The 21,361-nt window shown below is 58.1% G+C and carries 13 protein-coding genes, 3 tRNA genes, 3 rRNA genes and 4 pseudogenes; 20 read left to right on the top strand and 3 right to left on the bottom strand.

Annotated features, from left to right (window positions below; translation table 11 throughout):
• Nucleotides 1-40: 40 nt before the first annotated feature.
• Complete coding sequence (locus tag G6N78_RS21425) at nucleotides 41-526, bottom strand: MarR family winged helix-turn-helix transcriptional regulator (RefSeq protein WP_165223631.1); 486 nt, start codon at nucleotides 524-526, stop codon at nucleotides 41-43.
• Between the two features lie 208 nt (nucleotides 527-734).
• Between G6N78_RS21425 and G6N78_RS21420 the strand changes: the two genes are divergently transcribed.
• From G6N78_RS21420 to G6N78_RS21380, 9 genes are all read left to right on the top strand, one after another.
• A complete protein-coding gene (locus G6N78_RS21420) occupies nucleotides 735-2,327 on the top strand; it encodes an AMP-binding protein (protein ID WP_234906080.1) in 1,593 nt (530 codons plus the stop codon).
• Between the two features lie 54 nt (nucleotides 2,328-2,381).
• Entirely contained in the window at nucleotides 2,382-3,200 is an 819-nt protein-coding gene (locus G6N78_RS21415) for a DUF6030 family protein (RefSeq protein WP_165223629.1), read from the top strand.
• A gap of 118 nt (nucleotides 3,201-3,318) precedes the next feature.
• Nucleotides 3,319-3,549 (top strand): hypothetical protein, encoded by a 231-nt coding sequence (locus tag G6N78_RS21410; RefSeq protein ID WP_165223627.1) that lies wholly within the window; start codon nucleotides 3,319-3,321, stop codon nucleotides 3,547-3,549.
• Nucleotides 3,550-3,815: 266 nt separating this feature from the next.
• A 16S ribosomal RNA gene (locus G6N78_RS21405) occupies nucleotides 3,816-5,298 on the top strand.
• A gap of 214 nt (nucleotides 5,299-5,512) precedes the next feature.
• Nucleotides 5,513-5,589 (top strand) — tRNA-Ile (locus tag G6N78_RS21400).
• Nucleotides 5,590-5,697: 108 nt separating this feature from the next.
• A tRNA-Ala gene (locus G6N78_RS21395) sits at nucleotides 5,698-5,773 on the top strand.
• Nucleotides 5,774-6,325: 552 nt separating this feature from the next.
• Nucleotides 6,326-9,211 (top strand): 23S ribosomal RNA (locus G6N78_RS21390).
• Nucleotides 9,212-9,438: 227 nt separating this feature from the next.
• Nucleotides 9,439-9,553, top strand: a 5S ribosomal RNA gene (gene rrf, locus G6N78_RS21385).
• Together the 16S, 23S and 5S rRNA genes with 3 tRNA genes alongside form the textbook arrangement of a ribosomal RNA operon.
• Before the next feature lie 96 nt (nucleotides 9,554-9,649).
• Nucleotides 9,650-9,726 (top strand) — tRNA-Met (locus G6N78_RS21380).
• 32 nt (nucleotides 9,727-9,758) lie between these two features.
• Here G6N78_RS21380 and G6N78_RS21375 read toward each other — a convergent pair.
• A pseudogene (locus G6N78_RS21375) lies at nucleotides 9,759-10,688 on the bottom strand (IS3 family transposase); the annotation flags it as partial.
• Between G6N78_RS21375 and G6N78_RS21370 the strand changes: the two are divergent.
• Nucleotides 10,687-11,457: pseudogene (locus G6N78_RS21370) on the top strand (IS110 family RNA-guided transposase); the annotation flags it as partial. The pseudogenes G6N78_RS21375 and G6N78_RS21370 overlap by 2 nt on opposite strands.
• 238 nt (nucleotides 11,458-11,695) lie before the next feature.
• Here the strand turns inward: G6N78_RS21370 and G6N78_RS21365 are convergent.
• A pseudogene (locus tag G6N78_RS21365) lies at nucleotides 11,696-11,959 on the bottom strand (transposase); the annotation flags it as partial.
• Between the two features lie 59 nt (nucleotides 11,960-12,018).
• Here G6N78_RS21365 and G6N78_RS21360 point away from each other — a divergent pair.
• The 10 genes and pseudogenes from G6N78_RS21360 to G6N78_RS21315 form a co-directional block, all read left to right on the top strand.
• A pseudogene (locus G6N78_RS21360) lies at nucleotides 12,019-12,219 on the top strand (ATP-binding protein); the annotation flags it as partial.
• 219 nt (nucleotides 12,220-12,438) lie between these two features.
• On the top strand, nucleotides 12,439-13,254 hold the full coding sequence (locus G6N78_RS21355) for a TetR/AcrR family transcriptional regulator (RefSeq protein WP_234906079.1): 816 nt from the start codon (nucleotides 12,439-12,441) through the stop codon (nucleotides 13,252-13,254).
• A gap of 174 nt (nucleotides 13,255-13,428) precedes the next feature.
• On the top strand, nucleotides 13,429-14,277 hold the full coding sequence (locus tag G6N78_RS21350; protein WP_165223625.1) for a beta-keto acid cleavage family enzyme: 849 nt from the start codon (nucleotides 13,429-13,431) through the stop codon (nucleotides 14,275-14,277).
• Nucleotides 14,278-14,311: 34 nt separating this feature from the next.
• Nucleotides 14,312-15,445, top strand: coding sequence for an alpha/beta hydrolase family protein (locus G6N78_RS21345; RefSeq protein WP_165223623.1), 1,134 nt, complete (start codon nucleotides 14,312-14,314; stop codon nucleotides 15,443-15,445).
• Nucleotides 15,446-15,459: 14 nt separating this feature from the next.
• Complete coding sequence (locus G6N78_RS21340; protein ID WP_146936022.1) at nucleotides 15,460-15,771, top strand: subunit of meta cleavage enzyme; 312 nt, start codon at nucleotides 15,460-15,462, stop codon at nucleotides 15,769-15,771.
• Nucleotides 15,759-16,613 carry a DODA-type extradiol aromatic ring-opening family dioxygenase gene (locus G6N78_RS21335; protein WP_165223621.1) on the top strand — a complete coding sequence of 285 codons (855 nt, stop codon included), beginning with the start codon at nucleotides 15,759-15,761 and terminating at the stop codon, nucleotides 16,611-16,613. Before G6N78_RS21340 ends, G6N78_RS21335 begins: the two co-directional genes overlap by 13 nt.
• Nucleotides 16,606-17,730, top strand: a complete 1,125-nt coding sequence (locus G6N78_RS21330) for an FAD-dependent monooxygenase (RefSeq protein ID WP_165223619.1) — start codon at nucleotides 16,606-16,608, stop codon at nucleotides 17,728-17,730. The genes G6N78_RS21335 and G6N78_RS21330 overlap by 8 nt, the downstream gene beginning before the upstream one ends.
• A 2-nt stretch (nucleotides 17,731-17,732) precedes the next feature.
• Entirely contained in the window at nucleotides 17,733-18,509 is a 777-nt protein-coding gene (locus G6N78_RS21325) for an alpha/beta fold hydrolase (RefSeq protein WP_165223617.1), read from the top strand.
• Between the two features lie 44 nt (nucleotides 18,510-18,553).
• Entirely contained in the window at nucleotides 18,554-20,905 is a 2,352-nt protein-coding gene (locus G6N78_RS21320) for a xanthine dehydrogenase family protein molybdopterin-binding subunit (protein ID WP_165223614.1), read from the top strand.
• Nucleotides 20,902-21,342, top strand: a complete 441-nt coding sequence (locus G6N78_RS21315) for an SRPBCC family protein (RefSeq protein WP_165223611.1) — start codon at nucleotides 20,902-20,904, stop codon at nucleotides 21,340-21,342. Before G6N78_RS21320 ends, G6N78_RS21315 begins: the two co-directional genes overlap by 4 nt.
• Nucleotides 21,343-21,361 lie beyond the last annotated feature (19 nt).

Below are 21,361 nucleotides of genomic sequence, written 5' to 3'. Positions count from 1 at the left end.
GAGCGAACCGTCAAGCCCACTTGTGCTTCGCGGCTGCGGCTCAAGTGGGCGGGCGCTCGTACAGCCGGCGCAGCATGCGAATAAGGTCGCGGCGCTCATCCTCCGAAAGCACGGAACAGAAATCCTTCTCGTGCCGGTCGATGATTCCGTGAACACGGCCAAGAACCTCCTGGCCGGACGTGCTCAGCCGCATTTCGTGCCGGCGCCGGTCGACGGCCGAGGACCGGCGCTCGATGAAACCGCGCGCCATCAGCCGTTTGACCATGCCCATCATCGTCGCTCGGTCCATCGATAAGGCGTTGGCGATATCCACCTGCGATGCGCCGGGATTGGTGGCAATCAATTCAAGAGCCGCAAGCTGCTTCTGCGTCAGATCGAATTCCGTCATGTTCGCGGCAAAGTCGCGGTAGAGGGCCAGATGCGCCATGCGCAGGTGATAACCCACGAGCCCCGTCAGCCAGCGACGTTCGAGCCCCTCGTTCTCGTCACTGCCGCTGGCGTCGTGTCCGGTGGCCCCGTTACCCATTGACTCGTTTCTCCAATCTACCCACACCGTCTAGGGTGCCGGTAAATCGGGCGTGAAGGCAAGCCCTTCAAGGGCCGCTCTGGCCAGCCATGCAAGCAGCGGACGGAGTTTGAGACGTAAGATGCGGCAACGAGATGCTTGCCAAGCAAATCGCATGATTGTATGTGTTGCATACAATTGATCGTGGAGGCGATCCGGAGGAGAAAAGATGCAGACGACCGAAGTGGATATGGCCAGCTTCGCCAAGGGCAATTCCTTTACGCTGGTGGCGGAGGATCCTGTCGGTTACCGGGCGAAGGTGTCGCCGAACATCGTTGCTGTCAGAACGTTGAACGACGGATCGAGCCTGACCTATGCTGCGCTGGATGATCGGATCGCCCGCTGCGCATCGCTTCTTCACGGCCTGTTCGGATCGCGGGGAGACCAGTTCCGGGTCGCGGGCCTGGCGCGCAACTGCGTCGATCTTCTGGTGCTGGCCTTCGCCTGCCAGCGTATCCGGGCCATCTTCGTGCCGCTGAACTGGCGTCTGAATGCCGCCGAACTGTCGGCCATCATCGCCGATTGCGACCCCGAGCTCGTGGTTTACGAACCGGAGTTCGAGCCGGTGGCTAAAGGTCTTGCGGAACACGTACCCCGGGTGATGCTGTTTCCGTTCGGCGGCGGGCCCGATGGGCTGGATGCGCGTCTGGCAGCCGCAGGCCCGACTGTCCGCTTGAAGGGCGATGCCGATCTGCCGGCGATCCTGCTTTATACATCCGGAACGACGGGCACGCCCAAGGGCGTCATTCTGACCCGCCGGAACCTTTTTTATTCCGCGGTCAATTTTTCCTTCGTCGGCGAGGTTACGCCGGGTTCCGTCACCTTCTGTGATCTGCCGTTTTTCCATACGATCGGGCTGGTGGCGATTGCGCGCACGACATTGATGATGGGCGGCACGCTCGTCATCTCGGATCGCTTCATGCCGGACCGGACCATCGCCTGCCTCAATGACGAGACCCTCGGAGTCACCCATTATTTCGCCGTGCCGCAGATGGCATCGATCCTGCGCGATCAGCCGGGCTATGCACCGGATCGCATGCGGCGTCTGAAGGCGATCTTCATCGGCGGCGCGCCGCTTCCCCCACCGCTCGTTGCGGCCTATCTCGCCGACGGCGTCGCGCTCGTGAACGGCTACGGCATGAGCGAAGCCGGAACCGTGATGCACATGCCGCTCGATGCAGACGCCATTGCGACACGGCATGGCAGTATCGGGTTCCCCGCGCCTCTGATCGAGTTGAAGATCTGCGACCAGGACGGTCGCGAGGTGGATGCCGGCGAAATCGGCGAGATCTGGTTGAAGGGCCCGTCCGTCACTCCCGGTTACTGGAACAAGCCGGACCAGACGCAGGCCGCCTTCACCAATGGCTGGTTCCGCTCCGGTGACATGGCCAAGCGGGACGAGGACGGCTTCCATATCCTCGCCGACCGTCTGAAGGACATGTTCATCAGTGGCGGTGAGAATGTGTACCCCGCCGAAATCGAAGGCGTTATCGCCGGCCATCCGGCCGTTGCCGAAGTCGCGGTGATCGGCGTTCCGGATTCCCGTTGGGGCGAGGTGGGCGTGGCCTTCGTGGTCCTGCGACCCGGCGAAAGCGTCAGCGAGGAGACGTTGAAGGCGCTGTGCGCGCAGACGCTCGCCGCCTACAAACGACCTGCCCACATCGTCTATTCGGATGCCATTCCGCGCAATGCGGCCGGCAAGCCGCAAAAGCATGTGTTGCGGGACCATTGGTCGAAGAACCCGGCGACCGCCGAGGCGTGAGGAGCGACCGGCGGCCCGGCTGCTTCGCAAACACGGCAAAGCGTGGTAACGGCCTTGTCTGCCGAAACCGTAGAAGCGGTGGGTCGGCGGCGAAGGCGGATCATGCAAAGAAGGATATCGCGGCTCCCGTTTCTGGGCTTTCTGCTTCTGTTCGTCGTGCCGGTCTTTGCCGTTTTTCTCCTCGCGCGTGACGGACAGAACCTGAAGCAACTGAGCCGCTGGCTGGGTGTGCCGATCGAAGAGACCGAACGCCCGCCTGTTGAAATCCGGCCGGTCCAGCGATCTCCAGCCTCCCAGCACCTGAGTAATGCCCCGTCACCGCCTCGGTCTCACATCTCTCTGGTCGAACGATTGATGGCAAACCCGGCGCCTCCAGGTGAGCGCCATGCCGGGTTCTTGCAGGCCGATCCCGAAAGACGTTGCCACGCGATCAGCACGACCGGCGAGGCCAAGCCGGAATTTCTGACGGCCGCCGGCGATTGGACCTGCCTTGCGGAACGGCGATACCCGAACAGCGACGATATTCTTTTCCTGCAGGTTTCCGGACGCGGGCACACATTGCGCATCTTCCGCGCCAAGCTGAACCTCTATGATGGGAATGCCTTAAAGCCCATGGCGGAGAGCATGGCCAAAGCGCTTCACGTCTTTGCGCCGATCAATTCTCGCTATGTGGAAGGTCTGGTGCGCCGGACGGTCGAACAGGATCGGGATCAGCCTTTCATTCTCGGCTACGGGCGGATTGAGATCGAACGCGAAAGCGGCGAGGGGCGACGGTACAACATCTTCGTCCGATCCGACACGCCACCGAAGGCACCGCCGACACCGCCTTCCGGATTCAGGCTGCCGCAAACCCTCGGCCGGGCGTCCGAATGAGACGGTCACAACCGCCCTGCGGGCACTGTTTTGTCCAGAACGCGCAATACATGATATCTTTCAATAGCTTGTCGTTTTTTTGAATTTTTTACGACGGTTGGTGTTGACGGTTTGTGGTGTGATCCGTATAACCCGCTTCACCAACGAGGGCGGCGGCGCTGCTGGCGACGGCGGTTCTCGTTCTGGTGAAATTGATGGATTGGTTGGCTTTCGGGTTGGTTGGTTTGTTGATTTTGCTGGGTTTTTGATCACGACATTGGCGAATGGCGAATGTGAGCCGAGATTTCGGTTTTGGCTCGGGTGGTTGATTGACTTTGGATTTGACTGCTTTGTGTGGTCTGTTTTTTGACAATTGAATATGGATAAGAAAGAGAAACGTGGTCGGCGCGGTTTCGCGGAGAGCTTTTAGCTCTCTATTGAAAACGATTAGAGACGGTCACGTTTTGATATGAGAACACCGGTTCTTTGCTGGGTTCGGATGCCTTTCGCCATTGCTTTGCGATGACGGGACCCGAACCGGGCCATACGGCGCTGTGAAGCGTGGATGGTTTTGATGTAAAGGACCAAGTGAGTTCTCGTCGATTCAGAACAAGTGATTAGTCTAGATTGAATTCTCAACTTGAGAGTTTGATCCTGGCTCAGAACGAACGCTGGCGGCAGGCTTAACACATGCAAGTCGAGCGCATCCTTCGGGGTGAGCGGCAGACGGGTGAGTAACGCGTGGGAACGTACCCTTTGCTACGGAATAGCTCCGGGAAACTGGAATTAATACCGTATGAGCCCTTCGGGGGAAAGATTTATCGGCAAAGGATCGGCCCGCGTTGGATTAGCTAGTTGGTGGGGTAAAGGCCTACCAAGGCGACGATCCATAGCTGGTCTGAGAGGATGATCAGCCACATTGGGACTGAGACACGGCCCAAACTCCTACGGGAGGCAGCAGTGGGGAATATTGGACAATGGGCGCAAGCCTGATCCAGCCATGCCGCGTGAGTGATGAAGGCCTTAGGGTTGTAAAGCTCTTTCAGTAGGGAAGATAATGACGGTACCTACAGAAGAAGCCCCGGCTAACTTCGTGCCAGCAGCCGCGGTAATACGAAGGGGGCTAGCGTTGTTCGGAATTACTGGGCGTAAAGCGCACGTAGGCGGACATTTAAGTCAGGGGTGAAATCCCGGGGCTCAACCTCGGAACTGCCTTTGATACTGGGTGTCTTGAGTGTGGAAGAGGTCAGTGGAATTGCGAGTGTAGAGGTGAAATTCGTAGATATTCGCAGGAACACCAGTGGCGAAGGCGGCTGACTGGTCCACAACTGACGCTGAGGTGCGAAAGCGTGGGGAGCAAACAGGATTAGATACCCTGGTAGTCCACGCCGTAAACGATGAATGTTAGCCGTCGGGCAGTTTACTGTTCGGTGGCGCCGCTAACGCATTAAACATTCCGCCTGGGGAGTACGGTCGCAAGATTAAAACTCAAAGGAATTGACGGGGGCCCGCACAAGCGGTGGAGCATGTGGTTTAATTCGAAGCAACGCGCAGAACCTTACCAGCCCTTGACATGCCAGGACCGCCACAGAGATGTGGTTTCCACTTCGGTGGCCTGGACACAGGTGCTGCATGGCTGTCGTCAGCTCGTGTCGTGAGATGTTGGGTTAAGTCCCGCAACGAGCGCAACCCTCGCCCTTAGTTGCCAGCATTAGGTTGGGCACTCTAAGGGGACTGCCGGTGATAAGCCGAGAGGAAGGTGGGGATGACGTCAAGTCCTCATGGCCCTTACGGGCTGGGCTACACACGTGCTACAATGGTGGTGACAGTGGGCAGCGAGCACGCGAGTGTGAGCTAATCTCCAAAAGCCATCTCAGTTCGGATTGCACTCTGCAACTCGAGTGCATGAAGTTGGAATCGCTAGTAATCGCGGATCAGCACGCCGCGGTGAATACGTTCCCGGGCCTTGTACACACCGCCCGTCACACCATGGGAGTTGGTTTTACCCGAAGGTAGTGCGCTAACCGCAAGGAGGCAGCTAACCACGGTAGGGTCAGCGACTGGGGTGAAGTCGTAACAAGGTAGCCGTAGGGGAACCTGCGGCTGGATCACCTCCTTTCTAAGGAAGCTGTGGAATTGGTAAGACGCCTAACTTGATTAGGATGAACCTTCCCGTGCTTTTTAGAACATAGATCGGACCAGTCAGGTCACGATCGAAATGAAATACGCCGGAACACTGCTTGCAGGTTCACGGTATGGCGAAATCCGCCGACCACGTTTCTCTTTCTTTGGAAGACAATTTGACAGGATAGGCCTTGATGGCCCTCCGGAATGGGCCCGTAGCTCAGTTGGTTAGAGCACACGCTTGATAAGCGTGGGGTCGGAAGTTCAAGTCTTCCCGGGCCCACCATTGCTTGTTTGCTGGTTGGGTTTGGGGCGACGTGTTCCGGTTGGTTGTTTTGGGATTGAATGTTGCTGGAGCCGGTTGGGGTAGTCCTGTTCGGTTGAAGCGCTGGATGGGGCTGTAGCTCAGCTGGGAGAGCACCTGCTTTGCAAGCAGGGGGTCAGCGGTTCGATCCCGCTCAGCTCCACCATGATTTTGTCCTCACGCTGTCGCAAACGTCGTTTGCTGCGCTCCAGCCATATTGGCATGGATGTGCGCCGAACGATCGGCGGCGGGCTATCGCCCTGTATGGGTGTGATACAGCTAGCGTGATGTTGTCTTCCTAGAAAGTCAGTGTTTTGCACGACGCGGTTCGCGTTTGTGCCTGTTTTGTCCGTATTGTGAAGAGAAGATTGATCCGGATCGAGGGCGACCTCGATGCCAGTCAAGGATCGTTTGTTGTTCGAGGGCTTTGGCCTTTGTCTGACGGACGGTCTGGTGGATGTTGCCTGACCGCGCATCCTCGGATTTGATCTCGAGAAGCTGGTCTTATGATCAGACGCGAAGTGGGTCGCTCGGCGTGACCCCAGATAAAGCGATCTGATCGAACACGTCGATGGCATCTGAGAGGCCTGGTTGTAAAAGGTAGCCAGGTTTTGGGAGTTATGAGCGAATAGCGAATAGCGAATAGTTTTGAAAATTCTATTCGCTACTCGCTAGGACCTATTCGCTCCCAATACGGATGAGCATTGGCAATGAGAACGATGAAGTGTCGTAAGGGCATTTGGTGGATGCCTTGGCATGCACAGGCGAAGAAGGACGTGATACGCTGCGATAAGCCGTGGGGAGCTGCGAATGAGCTTTGATCCATGGATCTCCGAATGGGGCAACCCACCTTAAGATACTTGGGAATCTGATGCGCCGTTGGCGCATGAGCGAATAGTTCTTAGCGAATAGCGAATAGGGTTTTTGACCAACTATTCGCTACTCGCTACTCGCTATTCGCCGCGTCGAAGACGCATGAAGTTCCAAGTATCGCAAATAAGGTATCTAACCTTGAATACATAGGGGTTAGAAGCGAACGCAGGGAACTGAAACATCTAAGTACCTGCAGGAAAGGACATCAACCGAGACTCCGTAAGTAGTGGCGAGCGAACGCGGACCAGGCCAGTGGCATTCAAGATAGAAGTCGAACGATTTGGAAAAGTCGGCCGCAGTGGGTGACAGCCCCGTAGACGTAGATGTCTTGAATGTCCTTGAGTAGGGCGGGACACGTGAAATCCTGTCTGAACATGGGGAGACCACTCTCCAAGCCTAAGTACTCGTGCATGACCGATAGCGAACAAGTACCGTGAGGGAAAGGTGAAAAGCACCCCGACGAGGGGAGTGAAATAGAACCTGAAACCGGATGCCTACAAGCAGTCGGAGGGCGTGAGCCTGACGGCGTACCTTTTGTATAATGGGTCAACGACTTAGTGTGTCGAGCAAGCTTAAGCCGGTAGGTGTAGGCGCAGCGAAAGCGAGTCTGAACAGGGCGTTCAGTTCGACGCATTAGACCCGAAACCGAGTGATCTAGCCATGAGCAGGTTGAAGGTTGGGTAACACCAACTGGAGGACCGAACCCGCATCTGTTGCAATAGATTGGGATGACTTGTGGCTAGGGGTGAAAGGCCAATCAAACTCGGAGATAGCTGGTTCTCCGCGAAATCTATTTAGGTAGAGCGTCGAGCGAATACCCCAGGGGGTAGAGCACTGGATGGGCTATGGGGACTCACCGTCTTACTGATCCTAACCAAACTCCGAATACCTGGGAGTACTACTCGGCAGACACACGGCGGGTGCTAACGTCCGTCGTGAAGAGGGCAACAACCCTGACCTCCAGCTAAGGTCCCCAAGTCATGGCTAAGTGGGAAAGGATGTGAGGATCCCAAAACAACCAGGATGTTGGCTTAGAAGCAGCCATCATTTAAAGAAAGCGTAACAGCTCACTGGTCTAAATAAGGGTCTTTGCGCCGAAAATGTAACGGGGCTAAAGCCATGCACCGAAGCTGAGGATATGCCGCAAGGCATGTGGTAGCGGAGCGTTCCGTAAGCCTGTGAAGGAGGACCCGTGAGGGCCTCTGGAGGTATCGGAAGTGCGAATGTTGACATGAGTAACGATAAAGGGGGTGAGAGACCCCCTCGCCGAAAGACCAAGGGTTCCTGCTTAAAGTTAATCTGAGCAGGGTTAGCCGGCCCCTAAGACGAGGCGGACACGCGTAGTCGATGGGAACCACGTTAATATTCGTGGGCCTGGTGGATGTGACGGATCATGTAACTTGTTCGTTCTTATTGGATTGAACGGGCGAGGAAATGGTTCCAGGAAATAGCACCACCATTATAGACCGTACCCGAAACCGACACAGGTGGTCAGGTAGAGTATACCAAGGCGCTTGAGAGAACTCTGCTGAAGGAACTCGGCAAATTGCACGCGTAACTTCGGAAGAAGCGTGACCCCACTTGAGGCAACTTTTGTGGGGTGGCACAGACCAGGGGGTAGCGACTGTTTATCAAAAACACAGGGCTCTGCGAAGTCTGTAAGACGACGTATAGGGTCTGACGCCTGCCCGGTGCTGGAAGGTTAAGAGGAGAGGTGCAAGCTTTGAATCGAAGCCCCAGTAAACGGCGGCCGTAACTATAACGGTCCTAAGGTAGCGAAATTCCTTGTCGGGTAAGTTCCGACCTGCACGAATGGCGTAACGACTTCCCCGCTGTCTCCAGCAGAGACTCAGTGAAATTGAATTCCCCGTGAAGATGCGGGGTTCCTGCGGTCAGACGGAAAGACCCCGTGCACCTTTACTATAGCTTTACACTGGCATTCGTGTCGGCATGTGTAGGATAGGTGGTAGGCTTTGAAGCAGGGACGCCAGTCTCTGTGGAGCCATCCTTGAAATACCACCCTTATCGTCATGGATGTCTAACCGCGACCCGTTATCCGGGCCCGGGACAGTGTATGGTGGGTAGTTTGACTGGGGCGGTCGCCTCCGAAAGAGTAACGGAGGCGCGCGATGGTGGGCTCAGAGCGGTCGGAAATCGCTCGTCGAGTGCAATGGCATAAGCCCGCCTGACTGCGAGACTGACAAGTCGAGCAGAGACGAAAGTCGGTCATAGTGATCCGGTGGTCCCGCGTGGAAGGGCCATCGCTCAACGGATAAAAGGTACGCCGGGGATAACAGGCTGATGACCCCCAAGAGTCCATATCGACGGGGTTGTTTGGCACCTCGATGTCGGCTCATCGCATCCTGGGGCTGGAGCAGGTCCCAAGGGTTTGGCTGTTCGCCAATTAAAGCGGTACGTGAGCTGGGTTCAGAACGTCGTGAGACAGTTCGGTCCCTATCTGCCGTGGGTGTAGGAATATTGACAGGATCTGTCCCTAGTACGAGAGGACCGGGATGGACATATCTCTGGTGGACCTGTTGTCGTGCCAACGGCATAGCAGGGTAGCTATATATGGAAGGGATAACCGCTGAAGGCATCTAAGCGGGAAACCCACCTGAAAACGAGTATTCCCTATCAGGGCCGTGGAAGACGACCACGTTGATAGGAGGCGTGTGGACGTGCAGCAATGCATGAAGCTTAGCCTTACTAATAGCCCGATCGACTTCATCGTTCCCATTGACAATGCTCATCACAAAATGAGCGAATAGCGAATAGGATGTGGCGAATAGACATCGCAACATCCTGACGCTCTTCAAGCCAAAGACGTGTTCAAATCCAGCGATAAAAGAAAAGCAAACGCGAAAAACTATTCGCTATTCGCTAATCCCTATTCGCTCAAAATCCAGCTTCTCAAACAATCCGGCGCCAAACCGCGCCGGATACATTGCCCTTAGCTGACCTGGTGGTCATGGCGGGGCGGCTGCACCCGTTCCCATTCCGAACACGGCCGTGAAACGCCCCTGCGCCAATGGTACTTCGTCTCAAGACGCGGGAGAGTAGGTCGCTGCCAGGTCTGCTAAAGGCAATACAAAATCTTCTCACAAACAATCAAACCGACCCAACACAACATCACAATGGGTCGCAACGCGGCAACGCCGTTCCGAAATAACGCGGGGTGGAGCAGCCCGGTAGCTCGTCAGGCTCATAACCTGAAGGCCGCAGGTTCAAATCCTGCCCCCGCAACCAAACATCCAATAAAGTGACCTTGCCCCCAAGTTTTATCCAGTTTTGAGTTCGCTCCAGCGGTTTTTGGTTGCTGTTGTTGGTTCGGTAGCGGCGGGTTGCGGTGTGGAGCCATTTCGGCTGCGCAGCACCGCATCACGTCGCGGGTTGAGTGTCTGAGCGAATTCGGCCGGTGTCAGCCAGCCAAGGCCTGAATGCGGGCGTTGATCGTTGTAATCGCTACGCCAGTTTGAAAGCGCAGACCGGGCGTGAGCAAGCGAGGAGAACAGAGTTTCATTCAAGAGCTCGTCTCGCAGCCGCCCGTTGAAGCTTTCGATAAAGGCGTTTTGAATAGGCTTGCCAGGCGCAATGTAATGCCAGTCAACCTTGGTCCGGTCCGCCCATTGCAGGATCGCGTTGCTGGTGAACTCGCTGCCGTTGTCGCTGACGATCATCCTCGGCTTGCCGCGCTCCTCGATAATCCGATCAAGCTCCCGTGCGACGCGAAGACCGGAAAGCGATGTATCGGCGACGAGCGCCAGGCACTCCCTCGTGCAATCATCGACGACGGTGAGAATCCGCAACCTGCGCCCATCGGTGAACTGATCCGACACGAAGTCTAGCGACCAACGGTCATTGGCCACCATCGGCACCAGCATCGGCGCTCGCGTGCCTATCGCTCGCTTGCGACCGCCGCGCTTGCGTACCGTCAGTTTCTCCTCCCGATAGAGCCGGAAGAGCCTCTTGTGGTTCACGAGGTGACCCTCCCGCCTCAGCAGCACATGAATGCGTCGATATCCAAAGCGGCGGCGTTCATGCGCCAACGCCTTCATTCGCTCGCGAAGCTCATGATCGTCGTCGCGCCTGCACTCGTAACGGATCGTCATTCGGCAAAAACCAATGGCTTTACACGCCCGCCGTTCGCTCATCTCATGATGGCTCATCAGATGCGCGACAGCTTTCCGCTTGGACGCGGGCGTCACCAGTGACATCATCGACGCGGAGGCGATCGCTGAGGCCGCCACGCGACCAACGATGCGATTTGCCGCACTCAAGACTGAGGAGCAGGCCGACCTCCAAGCCTTGCACCGGGTGCGTGACCAGATGATCGGCACACGAACCCGCTTGATAAACCAGATGCGGGCGTTCTGCCTCGAATATGGTGTGGCGCTACGGCAGGGTGCAGGTCTGTTCAAGCTCGACCTGCCCAAAGCTCTCAAAGATCCAGCAAACGATCTTTCGCTGGCAATGCGCAAACTGCTCGGCGATCTGTTTGACGATCTGCGTCAGTTGGAATAGCGGATTGCTGATGTCACGCGCGAGATCGAAGCAATCGCTGATCGAGAGGATGCTGCACGTCGGCTCATGACAATCCCCGGGATCGGAGCTCTCGGTGCGACAGCACTGCTTGCTGCTATTGGAAACTGCAGACAGTTCCAGAAAGCGCGTGATCTGGCCGCATGGTTGGGCCTTGTACCGCGAGAATACTCGACCGGAGGGAAGCAGAAGCTCCTCGGGATCAGCAAGCGAGGCAACCGGTATGTCCGTAAACTGCTGGTCCACGGTGCCCGATCCTGCTTCCGACACCTCGACCGAACAAAGGATCGACTGGGAAGCTGGCTGGATGGTCTCCAAGCCAGAATGCATCCAAACAAAGCAGTTGTCGCACTTGCCGCCAAAATGGCCCGGATCGTCTGGGTCGTCCTGACCAAGCCGGGAGCGCTCTACGAACGCAGAGATCCTGCATTCGCCTGATGCTCCTGGTTCGATTGCAAGGCTCGGGAATAGTGATGACGAAACAGTGGATCAACATGCCGTAAGCCCTGTGCAAAAAAGCGGGCTTCGTGCCCGAATCATTTATTGGGAACGGCGTGTGCGGATCTCATCATGGCCTGGCTGCAACCGCAGCCCACTCGCGAGAGGCCGGATACATTTATGCAACTGGAATCGTCATTCACGATGTCGCGAACCCTTGCACGGACGAGGCGGACCATACATTCTTTCCCAAAAGGTCCTTCAAAGCGGCATTGTCGAGCATGGCATCCGCCAGAAGCCGCTTCAGCTTCGTGTTCTCGTCCTCCAGCGTCTTCAGCCGCTTGGCTTCGGATACCTCCATGCCGCCGAATTTGGCCTTCCATTTATAGATGCTCGCATCGTTGACGCCGTGCTTGCGGCAAAGCTCCAAGACCGGCGTGCCAGCCTCGTGCTCCTTCAGAATGCCGATGATCTGTTCGTCTGTAAAACGATTACGCTTCATTCTCTGGTCCTCTCAATGGGCCAGAGCTTACTTCAAAATGGATTAGTTCAGCGGGGCAAGGTCACCTCTTCCATCTCATCAGCAGGCTCTACGAGCGGATATCGATCATCGTCACGACAAACCTGGCCTTCGGTGAGTGGCCGGCCATATTCGGCGACGCCAAGATGACCGCCGCTCTGCTCGACAGGCTCACCCACCATTGCGAGATCGTGGAAACCGGGAACGAATCCTGGCGCTTTAAAAACCGCTCTCAAAGCTAAAGCCGAAAAGACAAACAACCCGCGCCCGCAGGTCCCTGCGCTAAATGGAGAGCTCCGGGCCCTACGCGCGCTGACCCGATGCAACCAGAGGCAGGGGTCCCTTGTGGGAGCCGATAAGGGGTCCCGTTACGACGCCGATTGACAGTCGGCCGTCAGCATTGCTTCGCTGAACTGCTGGTTAGTTGATACACCTGTCTTGCGGGGGATCTGCGATGTTCCATGCCGGGAAGCGGTGAATGGGTGCACGCTGCCGAACCGCTCGACCGGCACCCAACCAGAACGCCGCCAACGCCAGTCGTCATTTCCCACCACTTTGATCGACCTCTTGATCATTGCATCACCGGTCGCATACTGGTGGCGAGGTGTTCTGCCTGCGATGACGTGTTTGGGGTGTTCATGAAACGCGAGAGCCTGCGTGAGAAAAACAAGGAAGATAAGCTTCTCCGTATCAAGAAGGCTGCTATCGACCTGTTTTTGTCCAAGGGGTTCGATGATACGACAACCCGTGAGATCGCCGCGCAGGCCGGTGTCGGCATGGGAACGGTTTTTGTTTATGCCGAAACGAAACGCGATCTTCTGTTCCTGATCGTCAACGACGGGCTGGAGGCCTGTGTGAGCGAAGCCCGGGCGACGATTCAACCGGAATATTCGCTGCTGCGGAATCTGTTGATCATCCTGCGACGGCACTACCAGTATTTTGCAGAAAGTCCGGTGCTGTCGCGGGCGGCCTTGCGTGAGATGTACTTTTATCAATCCGGTAAGCAGGCCGAGCGGTTCAACCGAACGCGGCACGCGCTACGCCACCTGCTGATCGATCTGATCAGCGAGGCACTGGAAAAAGGTATCATCACATCGACCGCGGGTGCCGATCTGATCGCCCAGACCGTCTTCGCGATCTATCAGGTCGATCTGCGAATCTGGCTTTCCGAGGATGACCTCGATCTGGACGCTGGCACCGACCGGCTGCGCCGCCAGATCGAAATCGTCCTGACCGGCCTTTCTCCTCAGGCCTCCGCGCTGGCACTGCCTGGTTAAAACTTCCGACCCGACTGCATAAAAAAATGAGCATGATCAAATTGACATTGGATTTGCGTTATGCAAATTTTGATCACGCTCAATTTTCCGTTCAACGCCGGTGATTGATGCAGCGCCGAGGCGGCACGCTTCGGTCATGGGACATGAGGAGCGTGTCCCTTCGGGAGGATCAGAATGAACAGCTTGCATACTGCGGCCGAGCACGGTCGCGGCATAGCGATTGCGGTTGCGCCCAACGGTGGTCGTCGGTTGAAGGCCGATCATCCGGCCTTGCCGCTCTCGCCTGCAGAACTGGCGGAATGCGCGGCGGAATGCCTGGATGCAGGCGCAAGCATGGTCCATATTCATGTGCGGGATGACGCCGGGCGTCATTGCCTGGATGTGGCGCGCTACCGTGCAGCTATCGATGCCATCCGCGGCCGTGTGTCGGATCGCCTGATCATTCAGATCACCACTGAGGCGCTGGGAATTTTTAAACCCGCTGAACAGATGGATCTGGTGCGGGTGCTGCATCCGGAGGCATGTTCGATGGCGCTGCGTGAGATCGTGCCTGACGCCTCCTACGAAAGTGCCTTTGCAGTGCTGCTTGAATGGATGCGGCGTGAGCGGGTCATGCCGCAGATCATTCTCTATGACCTGGCGGATCTTGAGCGTTTGCAAGAGATGCTTCAGCGCGGGCTTATCCCGGCGCAGGATATTCCCGTTCTCTTCGTGCTGGGACGCTACACGACACATCAGCAATCTAGCCCGGCGGATCTTCAGCATTTTCTTCAGGCCTCGCCCTCCTTTGCTCATTGGAGCATGTGCGCCTTCGGGCGGGACGAGGCGGCTTGCGCGGTCGCGGCGGCTCTTTTGGGCGGCAATGTGCGGCTCGGCTTCGAAAACAACCTACTCCTGCCGGATGGCAAGGTGGCGGCGAACAATGCCGCGCTGATTGCGCCTGTGCGGGAAAGCCTGCGTCTGTTGGGACGCCGGATCGAAACTGCGGAGACCCAGCGCGCTGCGCTGGAGGCGATCTGGTGATCGCGACTGTAAAATCAAATCAGGGAGACTGCTGATGTCGGCACCGACGGGCGAACTAACCGGACCACGATCTCTTGACGATGCCAAGGCCTGGATGCGGGATCGTCTTGCCAAACGCATCCATCCGCTCGGGTTGACCGACCCTCAGGCAACGTCTGACACCATCGACAGGCTGGAAGGGCTGGATGGCGCACACTGGGCAAAGGCCTGGATCGCAACCGGCAATAGCTACATGGAAAAGGCCGAGTCGGCTATTGCCGCCAGTGATGCGGGCGCGGCGCGGGACGCCTATTATCAAGCTTATGGCTTCTATTTTCTCGGCCGCTTTCCTTGCCCGAACCATCCGGACAAGGAAGAGAGCTACCGACTTGAACTCGAGGCCTATGCCAAGTTCGGCGCACTGGCCGATCCGCCGATCTTGCCGGTAAGCCTTCCCTTCGACGCACCGGATGCGCTGTCCCACGAGATCCGCTTCTATCTGCGCAAGCCTGTCGGTGTGGAAAAGCCGCCCGTCGTGATCATGTGGGGCGGTGTCGATGCCTGGAAGGAAGAGATGACCGAGCTTTCCAGCCAGCTGGTCTCGGCAGGCATTGCCACGATTGCCCTAGACAATGTTGGCACTGGTCAGTCGCCGATCAAGGCGCGCCGCAATGGTGAGATCCAGTTCGCCCCCGTGATCGACTGGGCGAGGCAGGCGGCGGATCTCGACGGCAGCCGCATTGCTTTGATCGGCCGTTCCTTCGGCGGCCACTGGGCCACCAAGCTTGCCCACCTGATGCCCGAAAAGCTGCGTTGCGCGGTCAATTGGGGTGGTGGCGTGCATTACATGTTCCAACCAGAATGGGTCGAAGCATCCCGCTACCCTGACAGTTACCTGATGGAACTCGTTGAAACCCGCAGCCGCATGCTCGGGGCACAAAGCGATGCCGAATATATCGAAGGTTTCCGGGTTCTTTCCCTGCTGGACCAGGGGCTTCTTTCGCAACCCTGTGCACCGCTGCTGCTGGTGAACGGCAAGGACGACAAGCAGTGCCCGATTGCCGATATCCATCTGCTTCTGGAGCACGGCAGCCCGAAGTCCGTCCGCCTGTTCCCAGGCGGTCATATGGGATTTGGCCCACACACAGTTCCCACGATTGTGTCGTGGGTCGCTAATCACCTGAAGTAATGGGAGAGACTGCCATGAGCAATTGGCGGCTGATGATGCCAACCACGGAGGCCTATCTTCTGGATAAGGTACTCTACGAACTCCACCACAAGCCCGATGATCTGGCCGCCTACAATCAGGACAAGGCGGCTTATCTGGCTCGTTTCAAGCTGAGCCCAGAGATGGCAGAGAAGATCAGCGGCAACGATGTCGCCGGTCTCTATGAGGCGGGTGTGAACCCCTACCTTCTGCGCGCCCACTGCATCGGCGTTCGGATCCCCGAAGACGTATCGCTTGCCGCTCTGCGCAGCCTGATGAAAGAAGGAGACGACAAATGGCTGAACTGACCGGAATCTATACCGCAAGCCATACACCGGTCATGCTGAACTTCCCTGACCGGATCCCGGCGGACCTGCGCACCGAGATCTTTGGTGCCTATGAAGCGATGGGACGGGAGTTCGAATCCGGCAAGCCCGATGCGCTGGTGGTGCTTTCCAACGACCATCTGCACAACTTCTTCCTCGACAACTTTCCGGCCCTGTGCATTGGCGTTGGAGAAAGCTATGAAAGCCCAATCGAACACTGGCTGAAGGCCAAGCGGCGGGTGTTTGCCGGCAATCAGGCCTTTGGTGCCTACCTCCTGCAGGAGGCCCTCAATGCCGATTTCGACCCAAGCTTTTCCATGGACATGGTCCTCGATCATGGATCCTTGACGCCGCTTGAGCTCGCGGGTCTCGATCCCGACCTGCCCATCGTGCCGATCTTGTTCAACTGCGTGCAGCCGCCCATGCCGACGATGCGCCGCTGCTACCAGTTCGGAAAGTTCCTCGGTGATGCGATCCGCCGCTATGACGGCGTGGAGCGCGTGGCCATTCTGGCGACCGGCGGCATCAGCCACGATATCGCCACGCCGCGCATGGGCATGGTCAACCGCGAATTCGATGAAACGCTGCTCCAGCTTCTGGAGGCGGGCGATCCGGATGCGGTGGTGACCTATGCGACGGAGCAGGTGCACACCGCCGGGAATGGGGCCGAAGAAATCCGCATGTGGATGGCGGCCATGGGGGCTGCGGGCGGCTTGCCTTTCCGCCGCGCTTATTATCGTGCTGTCAATGATTGGTACACGGGTATCGGCATCGGCCATTTTGGCCAGGCCGAACTCGCAGCGGCGACGGCCAACCATGGCTGAAACACGCAAAGCGCTCATCATCGGCGGCGGCATTGCCGGCATGACAGCGGGCATTGCCCTTCGTGAGGCAGGCCTGACCGTGGACCTCTGTGACCAGGACCCGCATTGGCGGGTCTATGGGGCAGGCATTACGATTACCGGCCCGACGCTTCGGGCCATGGGCCGGCTCGGCATTCTTGATGCCGTGCTTGAACATGGCTACACCGCCGATGGGATCGACATCTGTTCCGCCGACGGTAAGCCGCTGTTCAGCATCGATACACGCAACGATGCGCTTGGCGATATTCCGACAGCCGGCGGCATCCTGCGACCGACGCTTCATCGCATCATGTCCGAGCGCTTCCTGGCTTTGAACCCCACGGTCATGCTGGGCGTCACGGTGGAAGCCATCGATTGGCATGGCGATCTTGCCACTGTCCGCTTCAGCAACGGCACTTCTACGACCTACGATCTGGTGGTCGGTGCCGATGGCATCTATTCGCGAACGCGTCAACAGATGTTCGAGACGGCACCTGTGCCTCGTTATGCGGGGCAGATGTGCTGGCGATTAATGATGGAGCGTCATCCTTCCATCGTGCGGCGCACCTTCTTTTTGGGCGGTCCGGCCAAGGTTGGTCTCAATCCGGTCGCACCGGACCAGATGTACATGTTCTATCTTGAGGCTCAGCCGGAGCCGGTCTGGCGCAATGAAGCAGAGCAGCATGTTGTGCTACGAGACCTCTTGCACAGCTATGGCGGCATCCTGCGCGAGGTGGCGGACGGTCTGCATGAGCGTTCCAACATCATCTGCCGCCCATTGGAAACGGTACTGGCCGGTGAGACCTGGCTGCGTGGAAACACAGTGCTGATCGGTGATGCCGCCCATGCCACCACGCCGCAACTGGCATCCGGTGCCGGAATGGGCATTGAGGACGGTCTTGTGCTGGGCGAGGAGATCGCCCGACAGCCACATGTTCCCACCGCGCTGCAATGCTTCATGCAACGACGGTATGCGCGCTGCAAGCTGGTTGTCGACTCGTCTCTCGAGATTAGCCGGTTGGAGCGTGAACGCGCCGCCCCACAAGCGCAAACCGCCGTTGTGGAAAAGGCGCTTGCCGCGCTGAATGAGGAGTTTTGACCATGTTTATCAGCGTCAACGACCACAATATCCATGTGGCGCTTCACGGCAGCGCGCATGATCCGGCACTGGTTTTGCTCCATTCGCTTGGTACGTCGCACGATGTCTGGCAGGAGCAGGTTCGTGCCTTTAGCCGAACGCATTATGTGATCTGCCCTGATTTCCGCGGCCACGGCCTCAGTGATCTTTCCTGCACGCCCGTCACGGTCGAAGCACTCGCAGAGGATATTGTCGCTCTGCTGTGGGAGCTTGGCGTTGAACGCTTCCACCTTGCGGGCATCTCCATCGGCGGTCTGGTGGCGCAGTGTGTTGCCGGAACGTTGCCGGACCGCGTGCGCACATTGACGCTCTTCGATAGCAATATCGTCAGCCTCGCCCCGCAGATGTGGAAGGATCGCGCCGCAAAGATCCGAGCGGATGGGCTGGCTTCCATCGCCGGCGGTGTTCTGTCGCGGTGGATCACGCCGCAGGCCGCGGAAACGCCCTTTGGCCGCGGGCTTGCCACCATGCTCGCCCGCATGTCTTCGGAAGGATACGCCGCCGGTTGCGATGCGCTGGCGATTGCCGATTGCCGTCCGCACGCCGCCCGTCTCACCATGCCGGTGTCGGTTGCGGTAGGAGAATTGGACGAGGCCACGCCGCCCGCCGCAGGCAAGGCGTTGGCCGATGCCATTGCCGGTGCACGGTTCTCCATCATTCCGGGAGCCGCCCACATTCCGCTCTTTGAGCAGGCAGCAGCAGTGAACAACACTCTCAAAGCGTCGATCCGGGAACCCTAACGCATCGGCAACTCGATACAGCAGGGAGAGGGGAGGAGGAAACCATGACCATCGGAAAACCCGTTTTACGGATCGAGGACCGGCGCTTTCTGACCGGTCAGGGACGCTATGTCGATGACATCACTTTGCCCCGGCAGTGTCATGCAGCGATGGTGCTGTCCCCGCACGCCCACGCCGACATCCTGTCGATTGATAAAAGCGAAGCTGAGACAATGCCTGGCGTTCTGGCCGTGTTGACGGGTCATGATGTCGAAGCGGATGGGCTGGGCAAGGTGCCGCCTTTTTTCATGCCGGAACTATGGGGCGGCCCACCGGGCTACGCGACCTTGCGACCCTTGCTGATCAAGGACCGGGTTCGTTTCGTAGGAGAGCGCGTCGCCATGGTGATTGCCGAAACGGCGGACCAGGCACGCGCTGCCGCCGATGCTGTCATCGTGGATTATGCCGCGCGACCCGCCGTGGTGGATGCAAAAGCCGCGCTCGATCCCGACGCTCCAGTCCTGTGGGAGGACTGCCCCACCGGCAACCGCTCCGTGACGCTTAAATTCGGTGATGCCCAGCAGACGGCCGAAGCCTTCGAGGCTGCGCATCTCGTTGTCAGCCGAAGCTTTGCAAGTCCGCGTATCGCACCGTTTTCGCTGGAGCCACGCGGCTGCATCGGTGATTTCAATGCCGGCGAAGATCACTATACGCTCCATACCAGCTCGCAAGATCCGCACGGGTTTCGCCGTATTCTCGCCTCCGTCGTACTGAACATTCCAGAATCTGCTTTGCGCGTCATTTCTCCCGATGTCGGTGGCGGCTTTGGCCTCAAGGCGCATATGCACCCCGAAGACGGGCTTGTCCTCTGGGCCTCGCGGCGCGTGGGGCGGCCGGTCAAGTGGATCGCGACGCGCAGCGAAGCCATGCAGACGGATACGCAAGGGCGCGGCCAGACGGCGCATGCCGAAATGGCGCTCGATGTCTCTGGACGCATTCTCGGGCTTCGCGTGCGCGCCTATCATAATCTGGGTGCTTATTTCTGGGGCACGGCCACACCGCCACTCTTCTTCTCGATGCAGCTGCTTCCGGGCACCTACGTTATTCCAGCAGTCGATCTGGAGACCAATGCTGTTTTCACGAATATTGCGCCGCTCTCGGTTTATCGTGGGGCGGGCCGGCCTGAAGCGGCCTTTGTGATCGAAAGGCTGATGGATGAGGCGGCCTCAAAGCTACGGCTCGATCCCCGCGAAATCCGGGCGCGCAACTATGTTTTGCCGCAGCAGATGCCATATACCAACGGCGCTGGCCTGACCTACGACAGCGGTGATTTCCCTCGTCTTGCCAGTGAATGCGCTGAGCTTGCTGATTGGGATGGTTTTGCCGAGCGCCGCGCGGCAAGCGAACAGGCGGGACGTCTGCGGGGGCGCTCGATTACTTCCTACATCGAAGTGGCGGGTGTGATGAACGAGCGTATGGAAATCCGTTTCGATCCCTCCGGCACGCTGACGATCATTGCCGGCACCCATTCGCACGGACAGGGACATGCCACCGTATTCAGTCAGATGGTGTCCGAATGGCTGTCGCTCGACATGAAGGACATTCGATATGTCCAGGGCGATACAGACAAGGTGCTGATCGGCCGTGGGACCTTCGCGGCCCGCAGCTCCATGCTGGGCGGCACAGCGCTGCGCAAGGCAGTCGATGATCTTGTCCTCAAGGCGTCCAAAATGGCAGCCGTCCTGCTGAAGGTCGAGGAAAACGATGTCGAGTTTGCCGATGGTCTGTTCCGCACCCGAACCTCCAACCAGACGATGTCTTTGAAGGATGTGGCGCGGTTCTTCTACCTGCCCGCCGGTCCCGTCATGCGCTTTTCGCTGGGGCTTTACGGGGAGGGCACATCCGCAGGCAAGCCCGGTGCGCAGCCGAATTTCCCCAACGGCTGTCAGGTGTGCGAAGTCGAAGTGACGCCAGAAACAGGTGAGATCCGTATCGACCGCTTCGTGTGTATGGATGATGTGGGAAAGGCGCTCAATCCGATGATCTGCGAAGGGCAGATCCATGGTGGCTGCGCGCAGGGCATCGGTCAGGCACTCCTTGAGGAGATGGTCTATGACGAAACGGGCCAGCTCACCACCGGTTCGCTGATGGATTATTGCCTGCCGCGCGCCGACCACATGCCGTTCATCCAGTCGAAACTCATCGAAATCCCCAGCACATCGAACGTGCTGGGCGTCAAGGGCATCGGCGAATCCGGCACCATCGGTACGCCCGCAGCCATCGTCAACGCCATTCTCGATGCCGTACGCCCACTCGGTGTCACCGATCTGCAAATGCCTGTGACCGCTGGCCGTCTTTGGGACGCCCTGCATGCAGCAGCCGGCCAGCACGGCGAAGTAAAAGGAATGCAATCATGAACATTGAGGGACGTTTCTTTGTGCCGCGCTCGCGCGCCGAGGTGTGGGCTCTGATCAACGATCCCGACGTTCTGCGCGAGGCCATTCCCGGCTGCCAGACGCTCGAGGCAGTCGATGAGGGGTATACTGCAACGGTGACGGTGGCGATTGGTCCGGTGAAGGCCAAGTTCAGTGGCCGCGTGCAGCTTCTCGACGTGCAGGAACCGGAAAGCTACCGCATTACGGGCGAAGGAAATGGCGGAATAGCGGGCTTTGCCAAAGGCGGCGCCAATGTTCGGCTGGAAGAGCAGGATGACGGTACCGTGGTGCACTACACCGTCGATGCCAGTGTCGGCGGCAAACTGGCACAACTGGGTGGACGACTTATCGAATCCACGTCCCGCAAGCTTTCCCAGCAATTCTTCGATCGCATTTCGCACATTGCTACGGCGGCGTGAGAACGGAATTGGAGGAGAA

Origin of the sequence: Allorhizobium pseudoryzae (assembly GCF_011046245.1) — a bacterium.
GTDB lineage: Bacteria > Pseudomonadota > Alphaproteobacteria > Rhizobiales > Rhizobiaceae > Neorhizobium > Neorhizobium pseudoryzae.
The sequence above is the reverse complement of the archived record's forward strand: the minus strand, read 5'-3'. Positions and strand labels throughout refer to the sequence as shown.